At 43.0% G+C, this 16,936-nt stretch carries 17 protein-coding genes; 13 read left to right on the forward strand and 4 right to left on the reverse strand.

Annotation, left to right across the window (positions count from 1 at the left end):
- Positions 1–104: 104 nt before the first annotated feature.
- Positions 105–893, reverse strand: coding sequence for an NAD(+) synthase (gene nadE / locus EO132_RS13550; protein ID WP_127138379.1), 789 nt, complete (start codon positions 891–893; stop codon positions 105–107).
- Between the two features lie 66 nt (positions 894–959).
- On the opposite strand from nadE, the gene gldB reads away from it, so the two are divergent.
- On the forward strand, positions 960–1,949 hold the full coding sequence (gene gldB / locus EO132_RS13555) for a gliding motility lipoprotein GldB (protein WP_235856465.1): 990 nt from the start codon (positions 960–962) through the stop codon (positions 1,947–1,949).
- Positions 1,950–2,285 carry a gliding motility protein GldC gene (gene gldC, locus EO132_RS13560; protein ID WP_127138381.1) on the forward strand — a complete coding sequence of 112 codons (336 nt, stop codon included), beginning with the start codon at positions 1,950–1,952 and terminating at the stop codon, positions 2,283–2,285.
- Positions 2,286–2,366: 81 nt separating this feature from the next.
- On the opposite strand, the gene EO132_RS13565 is transcribed toward gldC, so the two are convergent.
- The 3 genes from EO132_RS13565 to EO132_RS13575 all read right to left on the reverse strand — a co-directional run bounded on the left by EO132_RS13565 (position 2,367) and on the right by EO132_RS13575 (position 4,585).
- Positions 2,367–3,098 carry a pirin family protein gene (locus EO132_RS13565; RefSeq protein WP_127138382.1) on the reverse strand — a complete coding sequence of 244 codons (732 nt, stop codon included), beginning with the start codon at positions 3,096–3,098 and terminating at the stop codon, positions 2,367–2,369.
- A 102-nt stretch (positions 3,099–3,200) separates the two neighbouring features.
- Positions 3,201–3,818, reverse strand: a complete 618-nt coding sequence (yihA, locus tag EO132_RS13570) for a ribosome biogenesis GTP-binding protein YihA/YsxC (protein ID WP_127138383.1) — start codon at positions 3,816–3,818, stop codon at positions 3,201–3,203.
- 2 nt (positions 3,819–3,820) lie between these two features.
- A complete protein-coding gene (locus EO132_RS13575) occupies positions 3,821–4,585 on the reverse strand; it encodes an alpha/beta fold hydrolase (protein ID WP_127138384.1) in 765 nt (254 codons plus the stop codon).
- Between the two features lie 265 nt (positions 4,586–4,850).
- On the opposite strand from EO132_RS13575, the gene mraZ reads away from it, so the two are divergent.
- The 11 genes from mraZ to EO132_RS13630 are packed head-to-tail and all read left to right on the forward strand — an operon-like array spanning position 4,851 to position 16,934.
- Positions 4,851–5,306, forward strand: coding sequence for a division/cell wall cluster transcriptional repressor MraZ (gene mraZ / locus EO132_RS13580; RefSeq protein ID WP_127138385.1), 456 nt, complete (start codon positions 4,851–4,853; stop codon positions 5,304–5,306).
- Positions 5,299–6,201 carry a 16S rRNA (cytosine(1402)-N(4))-methyltransferase RsmH gene (rsmH, locus tag EO132_RS13585; RefSeq protein WP_127138608.1) on the forward strand — a complete coding sequence of 301 codons (903 nt, stop codon included), beginning with the start codon at positions 5,299–5,301 and terminating at the stop codon, positions 6,199–6,201. Before mraZ ends, rsmH begins: the two co-directional genes overlap by 8 nt.
- A gap of 43 nt (positions 6,202–6,244) precedes the next feature.
- Positions 6,245–6,562 carry an FtsL-like putative cell division protein gene (locus EO132_RS13590; RefSeq protein ID WP_127138386.1) on the forward strand — a complete coding sequence of 106 codons (318 nt, stop codon included), beginning with the start codon at positions 6,245–6,247 and terminating at the stop codon, positions 6,560–6,562.
- Positions 6,562–8,571, forward strand: a complete 2,010-nt coding sequence (locus EO132_RS13595) for a penicillin-binding protein (protein WP_127138387.1) — start codon at positions 6,562–6,564, stop codon at positions 8,569–8,571. Before EO132_RS13590 ends, EO132_RS13595 begins: the two co-directional genes overlap by 1 nt.
- Entirely contained in the window at positions 8,568–10,031 is a 1,464-nt protein-coding gene (locus tag EO132_RS13600) for a UDP-N-acetylmuramoyl-L-alanyl-D-glutamate--2,6-diaminopimelate ligase (RefSeq protein ID WP_127138388.1), read from the forward strand. The genes EO132_RS13595 and EO132_RS13600 overlap by 4 nt, the downstream gene beginning before the upstream one ends.
- An 8-nt stretch (positions 10,032–10,039) precedes the next feature.
- Complete coding sequence (gene mraY / locus EO132_RS13605) at positions 10,040–11,260, forward strand: phospho-N-acetylmuramoyl-pentapeptide-transferase (RefSeq protein ID WP_127138389.1); 1,221 nt, start codon at positions 10,040–10,042, stop codon at positions 11,258–11,260.
- The gene (gene murD / locus EO132_RS13610; protein ID WP_127138390.1) at positions 11,261–12,595 is read left to right on the forward strand and encodes a UDP-N-acetylmuramoyl-L-alanine--D-glutamate ligase; all 1,335 of its coding nucleotides are present in this window, start codon (positions 11,261–11,263) and stop codon (positions 12,593–12,595) included.
- Between the two features lie 3 nt (positions 12,596–12,598).
- Positions 12,599–13,804, forward strand: coding sequence for an FtsW/RodA/SpoVE family cell cycle protein (locus EO132_RS13615; RefSeq protein ID WP_127138391.1), 1,206 nt, complete (start codon positions 12,599–12,601; stop codon positions 13,802–13,804).
- Positions 13,791–14,879 (forward strand): undecaprenyldiphospho-muramoylpentapeptide beta-N-acetylglucosaminyltransferase, encoded by a 1,089-nt coding sequence (gene murG / locus EO132_RS13620; RefSeq protein ID WP_127138392.1) that lies wholly within the window; start codon positions 13,791–13,793, stop codon positions 14,877–14,879. Before EO132_RS13615 ends, murG begins: the two co-directional genes overlap by 14 nt.
- Complete coding sequence (gene murC / locus EO132_RS13625; protein WP_127138393.1) at positions 14,876–16,225, forward strand: UDP-N-acetylmuramate--L-alanine ligase; 1,350 nt, start codon at positions 14,876–14,878, stop codon at positions 16,223–16,225. The genes murG and murC overlap by 4 nt, the downstream gene beginning before the upstream one ends.
- Positions 16,215–16,934 (forward strand): cell division protein FtsQ/DivIB, encoded by a 720-nt coding sequence (locus EO132_RS13630; RefSeq protein ID WP_127138394.1) that lies wholly within the window; start codon positions 16,215–16,217, stop codon positions 16,932–16,934. The genes murC and EO132_RS13630 overlap by 11 nt, the downstream gene beginning before the upstream one ends.
- The last annotated feature ends 2 nt before the right edge of the window (positions 16,935–16,936 follow it).

A 16,936-nucleotide genomic window follows, 5' to 3' on the forward strand; every position in this document is an offset into this window, starting at 1 on the left:
GAGCAAGATAACAATTTAATCATGTAAAACTGTAATTTTTTTCTTAAAACCATAGTTTTTCTGGGGTTTTTTTCGTCTTAAACTGGGATTTTTCAGACAAACCGCTACTTTAACCCACCTGGAATTTCGCAAATAGGTATGGGAACCATCTTATGTTTGTTTGCAGTATTATACCTTTTATAAATAGTGAATATTTCTTTTTCCCTGCCAGAAAAATCTTCGGCACTCTTACCTTGATCATCCATTTCCATGGCCCATTCCAGTTCTGGATAAGAAGCACCGATTTGATCTTCATCAGTTCGGCTATCTCCCCAAAGGCCATCGGTCGGAGCGGCTTCCATAATATCTTGGTTTACTCCGAGTTCAGCGCCCAAAGCATAAACCTCTGTTTTAACCAGGTCCGCAATAGGACTAAGGTCAACACCACCATCTCCATATTTAGTGTAGAACCCAATGCCGAAATCCTCTACCTTGTTTCCGGTTCCCGCAACCAGATATCCTTTCAGCGCAGCAAAATAGTAAAGGGTGGTCATGCGTAATCTGGCCCTTGTATTAGCGAGCGACATAAAACGTTCTTCTTCATTGTTCACTTTAGGGAAGGCATCCACCAAGCTATCAAAAACTGGGGTTAGGTTTACGGGTTGTCTGGAAACGGCCGGGAAATTCTCAATCAACCAATCAATATGCCTGTCGGCTCGGGTCACTTGGTTCTCGCCCTGATGGATGGGCATTTCCAAACATAAAAGGTCCAACCCGGTCTTTGCGCAGAGTGTCGAGGTCACTGCGGAATCAATTCCGCCCGAAACACCGATCACAAAACCTTTGCATTTTGCATTCTCGGCATACGTTTTTAGCCAATTCACAATATGGTCGATTACCTTTTCTGTTTGCATATCTTACTATTTAGATTCTATAAATTACCTTTGTGCCCTGTAAATTTAAACCCTGTGCCCTTAAAAATGAAGTGGTTGTTCAAATACTTTACAATTCCCATGTTCCGAAGTTTTGTTTTGGTAATGATTTTGTTGCTTTCATCTTGTGGGGAAACCGATAAGACCGAAGAGGAAATAGACAAGGTCGTCGTTGAGTTACAGGTTTCAAGGTTTGATGAGGAATTTGCAAATGCCAATGCAAGTGACATCCCTAATTTAAAGGTAAAATATCCGTATTTGTTCCCGGAGCAATTTCACGATAGTGTTTGGGTTGCTAAACTTACCGATACGATTCAGGTTGAATTGTCTGATGAAGTTGCTAAGGCTTTTGGTGATTTTGAAGAGGAATCTGCGGATTTGGAATCCCTCTTCAAACACATTAAATATTATTTTCCAGAGACGCAAATACCCCATGTGGTTACCCTTACTTCGGATGTTCGATACGAAAGCCGGGTTATTTTAACGGACTCCCTTTTATTGATTGGTCTGGACAATTATTTAGGGCAGGACCATCATTTTTACGAAGGAATCCAAAGATACATTGCGGCCTCTTTGGACAAAAAGTTTCTGATTTCCGATGTGGCCAGTGCTTTTTCTAAAAAAGTGCTCAATTTTCCGCGTAACCGAACCCTGCTTTCGCGCATGGTATATTATGGAAAGGAACTTTATTTAAAAGATAGATTGATGCCCTCCGCGACGGATGCCCAGAAAATTGGATATTCCGAAGAAGAGATGGAGTGGGCAAAGGCCAATGAAGAACAAATGTGGACGTATTTTGTGGAACGGGAACTACTCTACAGTACGGACACCGGATTGGATAGAAAGTTTTTGGACCCAGCGCCTTTTACCAAGTTTGGATTGGAGCTGGACAACGAATCGCCTCCAAGATTAGGAAGATATATGGGATGGCAAATAGTTAGGGCCCTTATGGAAAAAACGGATATAGGCCTGAAACAATTATTGGAAACCCCCGCGGATGAAATTTTAAAACAATCAAATTACAAACCAAAAAGATAGATGGCAGTAGAACACACTTCGGAGATAACCTTAACGGTTGGATTGGATGAGAACCGAGTGCCCGAGGAATTGAAATGGTCGGCACAGGACGGTGGTATTAATGAAGAAGAGGCCAAGGCCATGATGCTTTCCGTTTGGGACAGCAAAAACCAAGAGTCCTTGAAAATAGATCTTTGGACAAAGGACATGCCCGTGGATGAGATGAAGGTGTTTTTTCACCAGACCTTGGTAACTATGGCGGATACTTTTTTCAAAGCGACCCAAGATGAGAAAATGACGGCCACGATGAAAGATTTTTGTGAATACTTCGCAGAAAAGTTGGAATTGAAGAAATAGCATTGGCTTAAGAAGCACGTTTAGAAAACAGGAAGAAAAAAAAGCCCCATTTTGGGGCTTTTTTATATTAAATAAGTGGAATTAATTATTGTCCGATGCTATCAAGCTCATAGGAACTTCCATCAACAATACTCTACTGTCGCTTGTTGCTTTAAAATTGAAGGAATCGGTTTCCCAAACACCAAAACCGTCTCTTTTTTCCAGTCTTTGGCCATTAATCTCCACTTCTCCCTCCAAAACAAATGCGTAAACACCATTGCCCTCCTTTTTAATCTGATAGGAATCCGAGGCGCCCGCTTTAAATTTCCCCAAATGGAACCAAGCATCTTGATGCACCCAAACCCCATCATCATCAGGATTAGGCGAAAGTACTTGGTAAAAGGCGTTTTGTTTTTCAATGTCCCGAATGGAAATCTGATCATATCTGGGTTCCACGTTGCGTTTGTTCGGGAAAACCCATATCTGTAAAAACTTGACTTCCTGGTCGGTGTTTTTGTTGTATTCGCTATGTTGAATACCTGTACCGGCACTCATCACCTGTACGTCCCCTTCTTTAATAGTGGTCGTATTGCCCATGCTGTCCTTATGTTCCAAATCCCCTTCCAAAGGAATGGAGATGATTTCCATATTATCGTGTGGGTGTGTTCCGAATCCTCTGCCAGGTGCTACTTGGTCATCGTTGAGTACACGCAATACGCCAAAATGCATGCGCTCAGGGTCATGATAGCCTGCAAAACTAAATGTATGATGCGATTTTAACCAGCCATGGTCCGCATATCCGCGGGTTGCTGCTTTGTGCAATACAGATTTCATTGTATCAATTTTTGATTTATAAAAGCTTTTTTAGGTAGCTGATTAGTCGTAAGGTTCAACCTAATCTTACCTTGTTTGATTGATGAGGAAAGTAGGGCTTTGCTATTGTTTGTTGTTCTGGAAAAACTGTTGGTTGATACCGTCGATGAACTCCAGAAGTTCTTCTCTTCCCATTCGGTTGGTGGATGAAGTGGTAAAATGTGGAGGTGCTTCCTCCCAAGCGCCTTCCAATAATTTTTGAAGGTAGGCATTTGCTTGTCTCTCTATGGCCTTGGGTTTAAGTTTGTCCGCTTTGGTAAAAATGATGGCGAAGGGAACCTGATTGGTGCCCAGCCATTCCATGAATTCCAAGTCCACGGGTTGTGGTTCGTGGCGGATATCCACCAGAACAAAACCACATACCAGTTGCTTTCTTTTTTGAAAATACTCTGTAATGTATTTCTGAAAGGTTTTTTTATCCTTTTTGGAAACGCGGGCGTAGCCGTAGCCCGGTAAATCCACCAAAAACCAATTGTTGTTGATTTTAAAATGGTTGATGAGCTGTGTTTTTCCCGGTCTCCCAGAGGTTTTGGCCAGCGCTTTTCGTTCCACCAGCATATTGATCAAGGATGACTTTCCCACATTGGACCTTCCAATGAAAGCGTATTCAGGTAAGGGCTCATTGGGACATTTGGCAACATTGGTGTTGCTCATCACAAATTCTGCTGAGGTAATTTTCATGTCTAGAAGTTACGCTTTTTCAACCAAGCTTCCAGAATATGGTTAAAGTCGTTGGGGTGCTCCATCATTGGGGCGTGGCCACATTTTTCTATCCAATATAAATCGGAATCAGGTAGCAAATCATGGAATTCCTTGGCTACATTGGGTGGGGTTACTGTATCGTTCTCTCCCCAGATAATACATGTTGGTGTGTTCATGTGGGGCAGGTCTTTGGACATATTGTGGCGAATGGCACTCTTGGCAATGGCCAATGTCTTGACCAATTTCATTCTGTCGTTTACTGTGGCAAAAACTTCGTCTACGATTGCCTTGGTGGCCACTTTTGGGTCGTAAAATACGTCCTCGGCCTTCTTTTTAATGAACTCGTAGTCACCACGTTTCGGATATCCATCACCCATGGCGCTCTCATATAAACCGGAACTACCTGTGATTACCAAAGCCTTGACCATTTCGGGGAACATTTTCGTGTGCAAAAGTCCGATGTGTCCTCCTAGGGAGTTTCCAAGTAAGATAACATCCTTTAAGCCCTTGTGTTCGATAAATCCTTCCAAGAACGTGGCAAAGTTTTTTACCGTGGTCTTTAGTAGCGGCATATCGTAAATGGGCAATTCGGGAATCAGTACTTGGTATCCTTTAGGTGGAAAATATTCGGATACCCCTTGGAAGTTACTCAAACCTCCCATCAAACCGTGTAATATAATCATGGGAGTCCCTTCTCCCTTTTCTATATATCGGTATTTGCCATCCTCGATTAAATGCTCTTCCATCTATAGTCAGTTGGTAGTAAGAGGCGCAAATATAGGAATTTCATACCACAAAGATTTCAGGTTTTGGGATAACTGAGCCAAGTTTTTTCATTTGAGCCAAATCTAGTCTCATATCGGCACATCGATCGCGAGTTCCACTTTGGGGAACAAACAAGCGGATTTTGTCCAAAAGTGGGGAATTTATCAACAAAAGTGGTGTTAAGTGGAGAAATGTGGAAATAAAATCTATATATTTGAGTTGTATTAAGTAACCAATTGATTTCTAGTGACCCATATCATAGGACAACATGATTGCAAAGCGGACTCCAAAGGAAGGGTTTTATTGCCCATTTCTTTGAAGAACCAATTGTTGCCCGTAATCAAGGATGGGTTCGTGATCAAGCGGTCTGTATTTCAGCAATGCCTGGAATTGTATCCCAAGGCTGAGTTTGATGTGTTGATGCAGAAAGTGATGAAGAAAAGCAAAATCAACCGAAAGTACGATGCTTTTGTGAGAAATTTTGTGGCAGGAATGAAGGAGGTCAGCATTGATGGTGACTCGGGGAGATTGCAAATCCCTAAAAACTTGGTGGAGTTTGCTGGAATTGAAAAAGAAGTGGTTCTGAATGCGGTTTTTGACAAAATCGAGATTTGGAACAAGGATATGTATGAGAAAGTCTTGGCAGAAAGCGAGAAGGATTACGCAGACCTCGCCGAGGAGATTTTTGATGACGATGAGTAGTGCATATCACAATCCGGTATTGCTGAGGGAATCAGTGGATGGATTGCAAATAAAAGAGGATGGAGTGTACGTGGATGTCACTTTTGGTGGCGGCGGACACTCCAAAGAAATTTTGAAAAGATTGGGTAGTGGCGGAAAGTTGTTCGCGTTTGATCAAGATGAAGATGCCCTTCAGAATACATTAAATGATGAAAGGTTTCAGTTGATCAATCAGAATTTTCGCTACCTCAAACAGTTTTTAAAGTTCTATGGCATTCGGAAAGTTGATGGAATCTTGGCGGATTTTGGGGTTTCCTCCCATCAGTTCGATGAAGCCGAGCGCGGTTTCTCCATTCGGTTCAATGCAGATTTGGATATGCGGATGGATAAAAACAATGAGTTGTCGGCCTTTCAGGTGGTGAACACCTATTCCCAAGAAGATTTAGCGTCGGTTCTTTTTCAGTACGGTGAATTGCGAAATGCAAATGCCATGGCCAGGACAATTGTTGCGGCCAGATCGGAAGAACCCATCAAAACGACCGACGACCTTAAAAAGGTGCTGGTGAAGTTTTTGCCCAAAATGAAGGAGAACAAAATTTTGGCACAAATCTATCAAGCCATTAGGATAGAGGTGAACCAAGAGATTGCAGTGCTCAAGGAATTTTTGGAGCAAGTGCCCGAGGTGCTGAAAGAAGGTGGACGGTTGAGTTTGATCAGTTACCACTCCTTGGAAGATCGGTTGGCCAAGCGCTTTATCCGGGCCGGTAAGTTTGACGGCGAGCCAGAAAAGGATTTTTACGGGAATATCAATGTTCCCTTGAAAAAAGTGGGAGGATTGATTGTTCCATCAGCAGAAGAAATAGCCAACAATAACAGGGCGAGAAGTGCAAAACTCCGTATTGCGGAGCGCATATAGATAGGTTTTCACTTTAGTGGAACCCTAAAAAAAAGAACACTAAATGAGAAAAGGATTACTGGACATATTAAAAGGAAAGTTTTTGGTGAGCGGGGATGCTCCCAAGAACTGGATGTTTTTGTTGTTCGCCTCTTTCTTGGCGGCCTTGATGATTTCCAGTAGTCATAATGCCGATAAAAAAGTACTGGAGATTGCCGAGTTGAACGAGGAGGTGAGAAAACTTAAAAGTGAGTTTTTTGAGGCCCGTTCCAATGTGCAGCAATTGAAACTCGAATCGACTTTGCGCGAGGTGGTGGCCGAAAGAGGGTTGGCGCCATCACAGAACCCACCAAAAAAAATAAAAGTTAAATCAGCTAAATAGTGGCCATTACCGAAAAAAATATCATGAACAGACTTTACCTCGTAGCAGGAGGCCTTCTTGTGTTGGCCATTGCCGTTGTGGTGAAGTTGGTGGATATTCAAATGGTGCAGGGTGAAAAATATAAGGAGCTTGCCCTGAGCAAGACCGAGAAGATGTTTACCATTGAGCCCAATCGTGGAAACCTATATTCCGAAGATGGCAGTTTGTTGGCGGCATCGGTTCCCAAATATGAAATCCGGTTTGATGCCAAGACCGTTTCCCAAGAAAATTTTGAGAACAACGTAGCTGCCCTTTCCGATTCCTTGGGCAAATTGTTCGATAGACCATCCTCTTATTACAGGCAATTGTTCCGTAAAGCACGAGCCAATGGCAATCGCTATAAGTTGGTGGCGCGTAACGTAGGGTATTTGGATTATGTGCGAATCAAGTCATTTCCATTGTTCAACCTTGGTCCATATAAAGGAGGCTTTATAGAAACGCATCGGGTGGTTCGTGAATACCCTTTGGGTAAAATGGCAGCCAGAAGCATTGGTTACGAGCGTGTGGATGAGAACGGGTATTATACCCGTGTAGGATTGGATGGTGCCTTTGGAGAGTCTTATCTGCGTGGTAAGGAAGGTAAGCGATTAAAACAAAAAATAGCCAAAGGGCAGTGGAAGCCTGTGGGGCTGGACAATATCGTGGAGCCTCAAGATGGTTTGGACGTGGTTTCCACCATCGATGTCAATATCCAGGATATCGCCCATCATGAATTGTTGAAGCAATTGGAAAGATATAAGGCAGACCACGGTTGTGTGGTGGTAATGGAAACTGAAACCGGAGAAATCAAGGCCATTTCCAATTTAGGCAGGACAACCGAAGGAAAGTATTATGAAAAGTTGAACTATGCCGTTGGTGAATCCCATGAGCCAGGTTCCACTTTTAAATTGATGTCGATGGTGGCCGCTTTGGAAGATAAGGTGGTGGATACCAGTACGGTCATCGATACCGAAAAGGGTAGATATCGTATTTATGATGGTGTCGTAAAGGATTCCAAATGGGGTGGGTACGGAGAAATCAGCGTGGCCGAAGCCTTTGCTGTTTCATCCAACACGGCTTTTGCAAAGATCATCAACGAAAATTATAAGGAGCAGCCCGAAAAATTCGTCAATCGCCTCATGAACATGGGACTTCATAAAAAATTAGGACTTCCCATCATAGGTGAAGGCGATCCGGTAATCCGTTATCCTGGGGACAAGGGATGGTCCGGGATTTCCTTGGGCTGGATGTCATACGGATATGAAGTGTCGTTGACGCCGATTCAAACTTTGGCCTTTTATAATGCTATTGCCAATGACGGGGAATATGTAAAACCTCGTTTGATTCAAGAAGTACGCGAGGGCAATAAGGTATTAAAACGATTTGACAAGGAGGTTTTGAACCCTTCCATCTGCTCCAAGGAGACCGTTAAAAAAGCGCAGCAACTTTTAAAGGATGTAGTGGAAAAAGAATATGGTACAGGGCACAAGATGTACTCCAAAAACTTTTCCATGGCCGGAAAGACGGGAACTACTCAAAAGAATTATGTGGAGAAGAACCCGGATAAATTGGCCTACATCTCCTCTTTTGCCGGATACTTTCCCGCGGATAACCCCAAATACTCCTGTATCGTGGTCATTCATGAGCCAGATAAGGATGAGGGATACTACGGAGCTGATGTTTCAGGTCCTGTATTCAAATCCATGGCGCAAAAAATACACGCCATCTCACCCATGGTGGATGAGGTGGACAACAAAATCATAGAGGATTCAAAGTTGGACGAGCAGTATCAACAATACTTCGCCCAAGTCCAAAAAAAGTACAGTACCGTGCCCAATGTGAAGGGAATGAGTGGAATGGATGCGGTTTCCCTGTTGGAAAACTTGGGAATCGAAGTTGAGGTGCACGGCAACGGAAAAGTGAAAAATCAGTCGGTAAACCAAGGGACCAATATCAAACAGGTCAAAAAAATAGTATTGGAGCTTTCATGAAGTTATTGAAGGACATATTATATGGTGTAAGCCTCTCTGCGGTAAGTGGGGATACCAACGTAATGGTGAACCATGTGCATTTCGATTCCAGAAAAGTGGAGATGGATGATGTGTTCGTGGCCATTCGTGGGACCCTTACCGATGGTCATAAGTTCATTCAAAAGGCCGTGGATTCCGGGGCTCGGGCCATCGTATGTGAAGAGCTTCCCGAAATTATGGTCAACGGTGTTACTTATCTGCAAGTAAACAATTGCAATAGTGCATTGGCCGTGATTGCTTCCAACTTTTATGATAACCCTTCAAAAAACCTGAAGTTGGTCGGGGTTACCGGTACCAATGGCAAGACCACGGTAACCACGCTTTTGTACAACCTGTTCAAGAAAGCTGGTTTTAAGGTTGGATTGATTTCCACCATTAAGGTATTGGTGGATGATAAGGAGTTCAAAACTACACACACCACTCCGGATGTGATGACCATCAACAATTACTTGTCCATGATGAACGAGGTAGGTGTTGAGTTCTGCTTTATGGAGGTGAGTTCGCATGGAATTCATCAAAAAAGGGCAGAGGGATTGCATTTCGAAGGAGCCATCTTTACCAATTTGTCCCATGATCATTTGGATTACCATAAAACCTTTGCTGAATACCGGGATACCAAGAAAAAATTGTTCGATGGACTGCCAAAAACAGCTTTTGCCTTGGTCAATATCGATGATAAGAACGGACTGGTAATGTTGCAGAACACCAGAGCCAAAAAATATACTTATGCCCTAAAAACCTTCGCCGATTACAGGGCGCAGATTTTGGAAAAACAGTTCAACGGCCAGCTATTGAAAGTTGATGAAAATGAATTGTGGTCCAAACTGATCGGGGATTTTAATGCATACAATTTACTGGCCATTTACGCCACTGCCGACATTCTGGGGCTCGAAAAAATGGAGACCCTTAGACTGATGAGCGAGTTGGAGAATGTGGATGGCAGGTTTCAATATTACATATCAAAAGATAGGATAACGGCTATTGTTGATTATGCCCATACGCCGGATGCACTCAAAAATGTATTGGTTACTATCAATGCATTGAGGACTGGAAATGAAAACGTCATCACCGTAGTGGGGTGTGGTGGTGACCGTGATAAGTCAAAGCGTCCGGTTATGGGTCATATCGCTTCAGAAATGAGCGATCAGGCCATTTTCACATCCGACAATCCAAGAACTGAGTCCCCATCAGTGATTATCGAAGAGATGGAAGCTGGGGTCGAAGCCCAGAACGTTCGAAAAGTATTGTCCATCGAAAATAGAAAACAGGCCATTAAAACAGCTTGCAAGCTCGCGGTGGCCAACGATATCATTCTAGTGGCGGGAAAAGGTCACGAGACCTATCAGGAGACCAATGGTGTCCGGGTCGATTTTGATGATTTTAAAGAAGTGAAAGAAGCTCTGGAGAGCCTTAAAAAATAATGTAGTCCATGTTATACTACTTGTTCGAATTTTTAGAGAAACAATACCAACTGCCTGGCGCAGGACTTTTTCAGTTCCTTACGTTCCGGGCGGCCTTGTCCGTGTTGTTGTCCCTATTGATCGCCATGGTCTACGGAAAACGGATCATATTGTTTTTGCAGAAAAAACAAATTGGCGAGAGCATCCGCGATCTTGGCCTGGAAGGACAGAAGCAGAAGGCTGGAACACCCACCATGGGCGGATTGATCATCATCATGTCCACCTTGCTGCCAGTGATTCTTTTTGCCGACATCAAAAATGTTTATGTCATCCTATTGATAGTGACCACCATCTGGATGGGTATCATCGGGTTTATCGATGACTACATCAAAACCTTCAAAAAAGATAAGCAGGGTCTAAAAGGTAGATTTAAGGTAATGGGTCAGGTCGGATTGGGATTGATCGTGGGGTTGACACTCTACTTTCATCCTGCAGTGACCATCAAGGAAAAGGATACAACCACGATTACCGAGAACTTTAAGGTGGAAAAGGTATTTGGAGACGAAACCAAGTCCGTTCGTACCAATGTGCCTTTCTTTAAGAATAACGAATTGGATTATGCGGATTTTATCTCATGGATGGGTAAAGGGGCCGAAGATTATGCTTGGCTGATCTTTATTCCAGTTGTGATATTGATCGTGACAGCTGTGTCCAATGGTGCTAATCTAACGGATGGTATTGATGGTCTGGCTGCGGGTTCATCAGCGATTATCGTATTGACCTTGGGGATTTTTGCATGGGTGTCAGGTAATATTGAGTTCTCAGATTACCTCGATATTTTTTACTTGCCTCGAGTAGGTGAGCTGGTGGTGTTTATAGCCGCTTTTGTGGGAGCCTTGGTGGGATTTTTATGGTACAACACATTTCCTGCCCAAGTGTTTATGGGCGATACAGGGAGTTTGACCATTGGTGGTGTCATTGCTGTAATTGCCATTATCGTCAGAAAGGAATTGTTGATTCCCATTTTGTGCGGAATCTTCTTTGCCGAATCGTTATCTGTGATGTTGCAAGTGGGTTATTTCAAACACACGAAGAAGAAATATGGAGAGGGACGGCGAATATTCTTGATGGCGCCATTACACCATCATTATCAGAAGAAATCATATCACGAGAGCAAGATAGTAACCCGTTTTTGGATTATAGGAATCATGCTGGCCATTATCAGTATTGTTACGCTTAAAATTCGATAAATGGACCGCTTAGTGATACTTGGAGGAGGGGAAAGTGGCGTTGGAACCGCCATTTTGGGGAAGCAAAAAGGATTTGAGGTCTTTGTTTCGGACAAAGGCGAAATAAAAGAGAATTACAAAAAAGTTCTTGAACATTTTGAGATTGAATGGGAGTCCGGTGAGCATACCGAAGCCAAGATTATGAATGCCGATGTGGTCATGAAGAGTCCTGGTATTCCAGATAAAGTGGCTTTGGTAAAAGCACTTATTGAAAAAGGTGTCCCTGTGATTTCTGAGATAGAATTTGCATCAAGATATACGGATGCTACTTTAATCGGGATAACAGGAAGCAACGGCAAGACCACGACCACGATGTTGACCAACCATATTTTAAAAGATGGAGGACTCAGCGTTGGTATGGCGGGCAATATTGGCGATAGCTATGCTAAAATGGTGGCCGAAAAAGACTTTGACCACTATGTGTTGGAGATAAGCAGCTTTCAGTTGGATGGTATTGTGGATTTTAAGCCACATATCGCCATGATCACCAATATAACGCCCGATCACTTGGATAGGTATGAGTATAAGTTCGAAAATTATATCGCGTCCAAATTCAGAATCGCGATGAATCAGGATAAAGATGATTACCTGATTTGCGATGCCGATGATGAAGTGATTCAGGATTGGTTGAAAAAACACCCGGTTCAATCCAAAGTATTGCACTTTTCAGTGAAACAGAAACTGGAAGAAGGAGCTTGGTTGGAAGATAAAACGATTAAAATAAAATTAGAAAATAAAACCTTGGAAATGAGTGAAGATATTTTGGCCTTGGAAGGTCAGCACAACGTAAAGAACACAATGGCAGCGAGTATGGCAGCCATGCTGGTTAAGGTCAGAAAAGAGACGATTCGCCAGAGTATTCAGTCTTTTCAGGGCGTGCCCCACAGACTGGAAAATGTATTGAAAATCAATCATGTGGAATACATCAACGATTCCAAAGCCACGAATGTAAATGCCACCTATTATGCGTTGGACGGCATTAAAAAGCCCATTGTTTGGATTGTTGGAGGTGTGGATAAGGGAAATGATTATTCCGAATTGATGCCATTGGTAAGAGAAAAGGTAAAGGCGATTATATGCTTGGGAGTGGATAACTCCAAGTTGATAGATGCATTTGGAAACGTAATCGACCTTATGGTGGAAACCTATTCCATGGAAGAAGCTGTTAAGGTAGCTTATAAGGTTTCGGAGCGCGGAGATGCTGTGTTGTTGTCGCCGGCCTGTGCAAGTTTTGACCTTTTCAAGAACTATGAGGATAGAGGAGATCAATTTAAAAACGCGATAAAAAATCTGTAAAAGGTGCTACGAGTATTCAAAAATCTGAAAGGTGATAAAGCCATTTGGGGCGTAGTGGCCCTCTTGGCACTTTTCTCATTTTTGCCAGTGTACAGTGCCAGTACCAACCTGGTCTATGTCAATGGTGACGGAACCACTTTGGGACATTTGGTAAAACATGCCGTGCTACTGTTCTTGGGGTTCGGTATTATTTATGCCGTGCACAGGATACCTACGCATTATTTCAAGGGGCTTTCCATTATCGCTATGCCCATAGTTATCCTATTGCTCATTTACACCTTGACGGTGGAAACCCGAATAGGAGGGGTGACGGCCAATCGTTGGATCAAGATTCCGTTGGTGGGAGTCAACTTCCAGACATCGACATTGGCAGCAGTGGTTTTGATGATTTGGATTGCAAGATACCTGACCAAGATCAAGGATGTCAAAATAACATTCAAAGAAAGCATTCTTCCACTTTGGCTGCCTGTGGCCTTAGTGGTGCTCTTGATTTTACCCGAGAACTTTTCAACGGCGGCCATCATTAGTTTTATGGCTTTGGTATTGTGTTTTCTCGGAGGTTACCCTTTAAAATATTTGTTTGCCATGGTGGCAACAGGGGTCGTGTTTGCGGGAATGTTCCTGTTTGTGCTGTTCAAAGCCCCCGAAGTATTGCCACAACGTGCGGGTACATGGAAATCAAGGATAGAGACCTTTATCCATCCCGAACAGGCAGATAAGGATGATCTGCACCAATTGACCTTGGCGCAGATTGCTGTGGCAGAAGGTGGTGTTGTGGGCAAAGGAGCTGGGAAAAGTGTGATGAAGAACATGTTGTCCCAGAGTACTTCGGATTTCATTTTCGCCATCATTATTGAAGAATATGGATTACTGGGAGGGGGAGCTTTGCTCTTTTTCTATCTGTTGCTATTGTTTAGGATCGTAGTTGTGGCGCATTCGTCCAAAACGGTGTTTTCTAAATTATTGGTAATAGGGGTCGGGTTGCCAATCGTGTTCCAGGCCTTCATAAATATGGCAGTGGTGGTGCAATTGTTTCCCGTTACGGGGCAGCCATTGCCGTTGATCAGTATGGGGGGGACATCCATTTGGATGACCTGTATGGCCATAGGAATTGTGCTGAGTGCGAGCAATAAAAAAGAAAATTTAGAGGAGCAATCCCATGGTATAGATGAAACGAATCCTTTAGAAGTATTAAGTGGACAGATATAGGTTTATACTTTCTGGAGGGGGAACGGGAGGACATATTTATCCCGCCGTGGCCATAGCGAACGAATTGAAGCGAAGATATCCCGATGCCGAGTTTTTGTTCGTAGGGGCAAAGGATAAAATGGAAATGGAAAAAGTACCGCAAGCAGGATATGAAATCAAAGGCTTGTGGATAAGTGGAATACAACGGAAACTGACATTGAAAAATCTCATGTTTCCCTTTAAACTGATAAGTAGTTTGTTAAAAGCGCGCAAAATAGTGAAACAGTTCAAACCACATGTGGCCATTGGCACGGGAGGTTTTGCCAGTGGACCATTATTGCGCATGGCCGAAAGTTCGGGTGTTCCCTGTGTGCTGCAAGAACAGAATTCCTTCGCGGGAATCACGAACAAACTACTGGCTGGGAATGCGGAAAAAATATGTGTGGCCTACGATGGCATGGAGCGCTTTTTTCCAAAGGAAAAGATTGTGAAGACGGGAAACCCCATCCGAACCGATTTGGTGGAAGTAAAGGAAGGGAAAAAAGAGGCAGCTGTCTTTTTTGGACTTGATGGAGATAAAAAGACGGTTCTGATATTGGGTGGTAGTCTTGGAGCTAGGCGAATCAATCAATTGATTGAAAAAGAGCTTGTTTTTTTTGAAGAAAAGGGATTGCAAGTGCTTTGGCAATGTGGCAAACTGTATCATGAGGAATATAAGAAACATGAATCCGATAAGGTCAAAGTCTTGGCTTTCATAAATCGAATGGATTTGGCCTATGCAGCTGCAGATGTTATCATTTCAAGAGCTGGTGCGGGGTCGGTCTCCGAGCTTTGCTTGGTGGGCAAACCTGTGATTTTTATTCCATCGCCCAACGTTGCAGAGGACCATCAAACCCAAAATGCAAAAGCTTTGGTGGCCAGAGATGCAGCCATTATGCTAAGGGAAAATGAGTTGGATACTGAATTTGAACGACGTTTTTCTGAATTAATGGATTCAGAAGAAAGCCGAGAAAAACTGGGGAAAAACATTAAAAAAATGGCCATGCCCAAGGCCACGGAACATATTGTGGATGAAATCGTAAAGTTGTTGAAGTGAACTTGAAGAATATACATAGCGTTTATTTTATAGGCATTGGAGGCATAGGAATGTCCGCCTTGGCACGCTATTTCAAATTCGTGGGCAAAGAAGTGGCGGGTTATGATCGCACCCCCACACCTATTACGGAGGGATTGATGGAAAAAGGCATTTCGGTACATTTTGAGGATAATGTCGATTTGATTTCCGATACCTTCAAACACCCCAACACATTAGTGGTCTACACCCCTGCAGTGCCTTCAAAGCATTCGGAATATCAGTATTATTTGAACCAGGGATTTGACTTGAAAAAGCGCTCAGAAGTGCTTGGGATTATAACCAAGGATTCGTTCTGTTTAGCGGTTGCCGGGACACATGGCAAAACGACCACGACATGTATTTTGGCGCATTTACTTAAGGAGTGTGAGTTGCCGATGACTGCATTTTTAGGGGGAGTTTCGGAAGACTTCGACAGCAATTTTGTGCTGGATGGCACCGAATATTCGGTAGTGGAGGCAGATGAGTTCGATCGTTCATTTTTGCGTTTGACACCGACAGTGGCATGCATCACATCTATGGATGCCGACCACTTGGATATCTATGGCACCAAAGAGGAGTTGGAGCGATCGTTCAAAGAGTTTATCGGAAGAATCAAACCTGAAGGAAAGTTATTTGTGAGAAAGGGGTTGCCTTTGGAAGGAACCACTTTTGGTATTGAAGATGGAGCCGATTACTGCATAAAAAATATTGAAATTGAACATGGAGCCTACATATTTGATCTGGTAACACCTTCTGAGGTCCTAAAGAACGTAAAGTTCAACAAACCTGGGAGGCACAATTTGCTCAATGGATTAGCTGCTTTTGCGATGGCGGTGCAAACTGGTTCCCCACCACACCGCCTTGCCGAAGCTTTAGGGACTTTCAAAGGAGTGCAGCGTAGGTTCTCTTATCAGATTAAGGAAAAGGATTTTGTGTTTATCGATGATTATGCACATCACCCCACAGAGATCAGTGCCGTGCATCAGGCGATTCGAGAAATGCATGCAGGGCAAAAGGTAACGGTAATTTTTCAACCACATCTGTTCTCGCGAACACAGGATTTTGCAGATGATTTCGCCGCAAGTCTATCGGATTTTGATGAAATCATACTGTTGGACATTTACCCAGCCAGGGAAGAACCTATTGAAGGGGTGACCTCAAAATGGTTGTTGGATAAAATAGAGAATCCCAACAAAAAACTGATTTCTAAATCAGCGTTGCTGGAAGAGGTGAAAAACTGCAAATCAGGAGTCTTGGTTGCTCTTGGTGCAGGGGATATTGGGCTGGAAGTGCCAAAAATCAAAAAAGAATTGAGTTATGCGCATTAATTGGGATTACATAAAACTGGCATTCTTGTCGGTTGCCGTAGTTGCGCTCTTCGGTTTCGCCGATCAAAGAAACCGAGGCAAAATGGTGGAAAATGTCACCGTGAAATTCGTAGGGGAAAACAATTTGTATTTAACTGAGGATGCGGTTAATAAATTGTTAATACAAAATTACGGAGCCCTAGAGAATACGCCTAAAGAACAGTTAGTTTTGAATACCATAGAGGAAGTTATACTATCCAATGATATGGTCAAAAATGCCCAGGTGTATCTTACTGTAAACGGGGAACTTGTATCCAAGATTGTTCAGCGAAAGCCAATTGGAAGAATAGAAGGTGTCTCCAAATTTTATTTGGATGATCAGGGTAAACGCATGCCATTGTCAAGACATCATTCGGCAAGGGTCCCAATAATCACTGGAAAGATTACGGGGAAAACCCTTGAGGATGCTTATGCGATTTTGGACTATATCAACAATGATGATTTTCTAAGGAAGAATGTCATTGGGATACATATCGAGGACGAAGGAAAATATCAGCTCAAATTCCGCATGGAAAATTTTGTGGTGAACTTGGGCGGAGTGGACAATTTGAACAAAAAGTTCAAAAATTTTATGGCCTTTTATGCAAAGGCCGCCAAGGACAATTCCTTGGAAGATTATGCAACAGTGAGTTTGGAATTCAACAATCAAGTGGTTTGCACCAAAATTTAAAT

This window comes from Flagellimonas oceanensis (assembly GCF_003992595.1).
GTDB lineage: Bacteria > Bacteroidota > Bacteroidia > Flavobacteriales > Flavobacteriaceae > Flagellimonas > Flagellimonas oceanensis.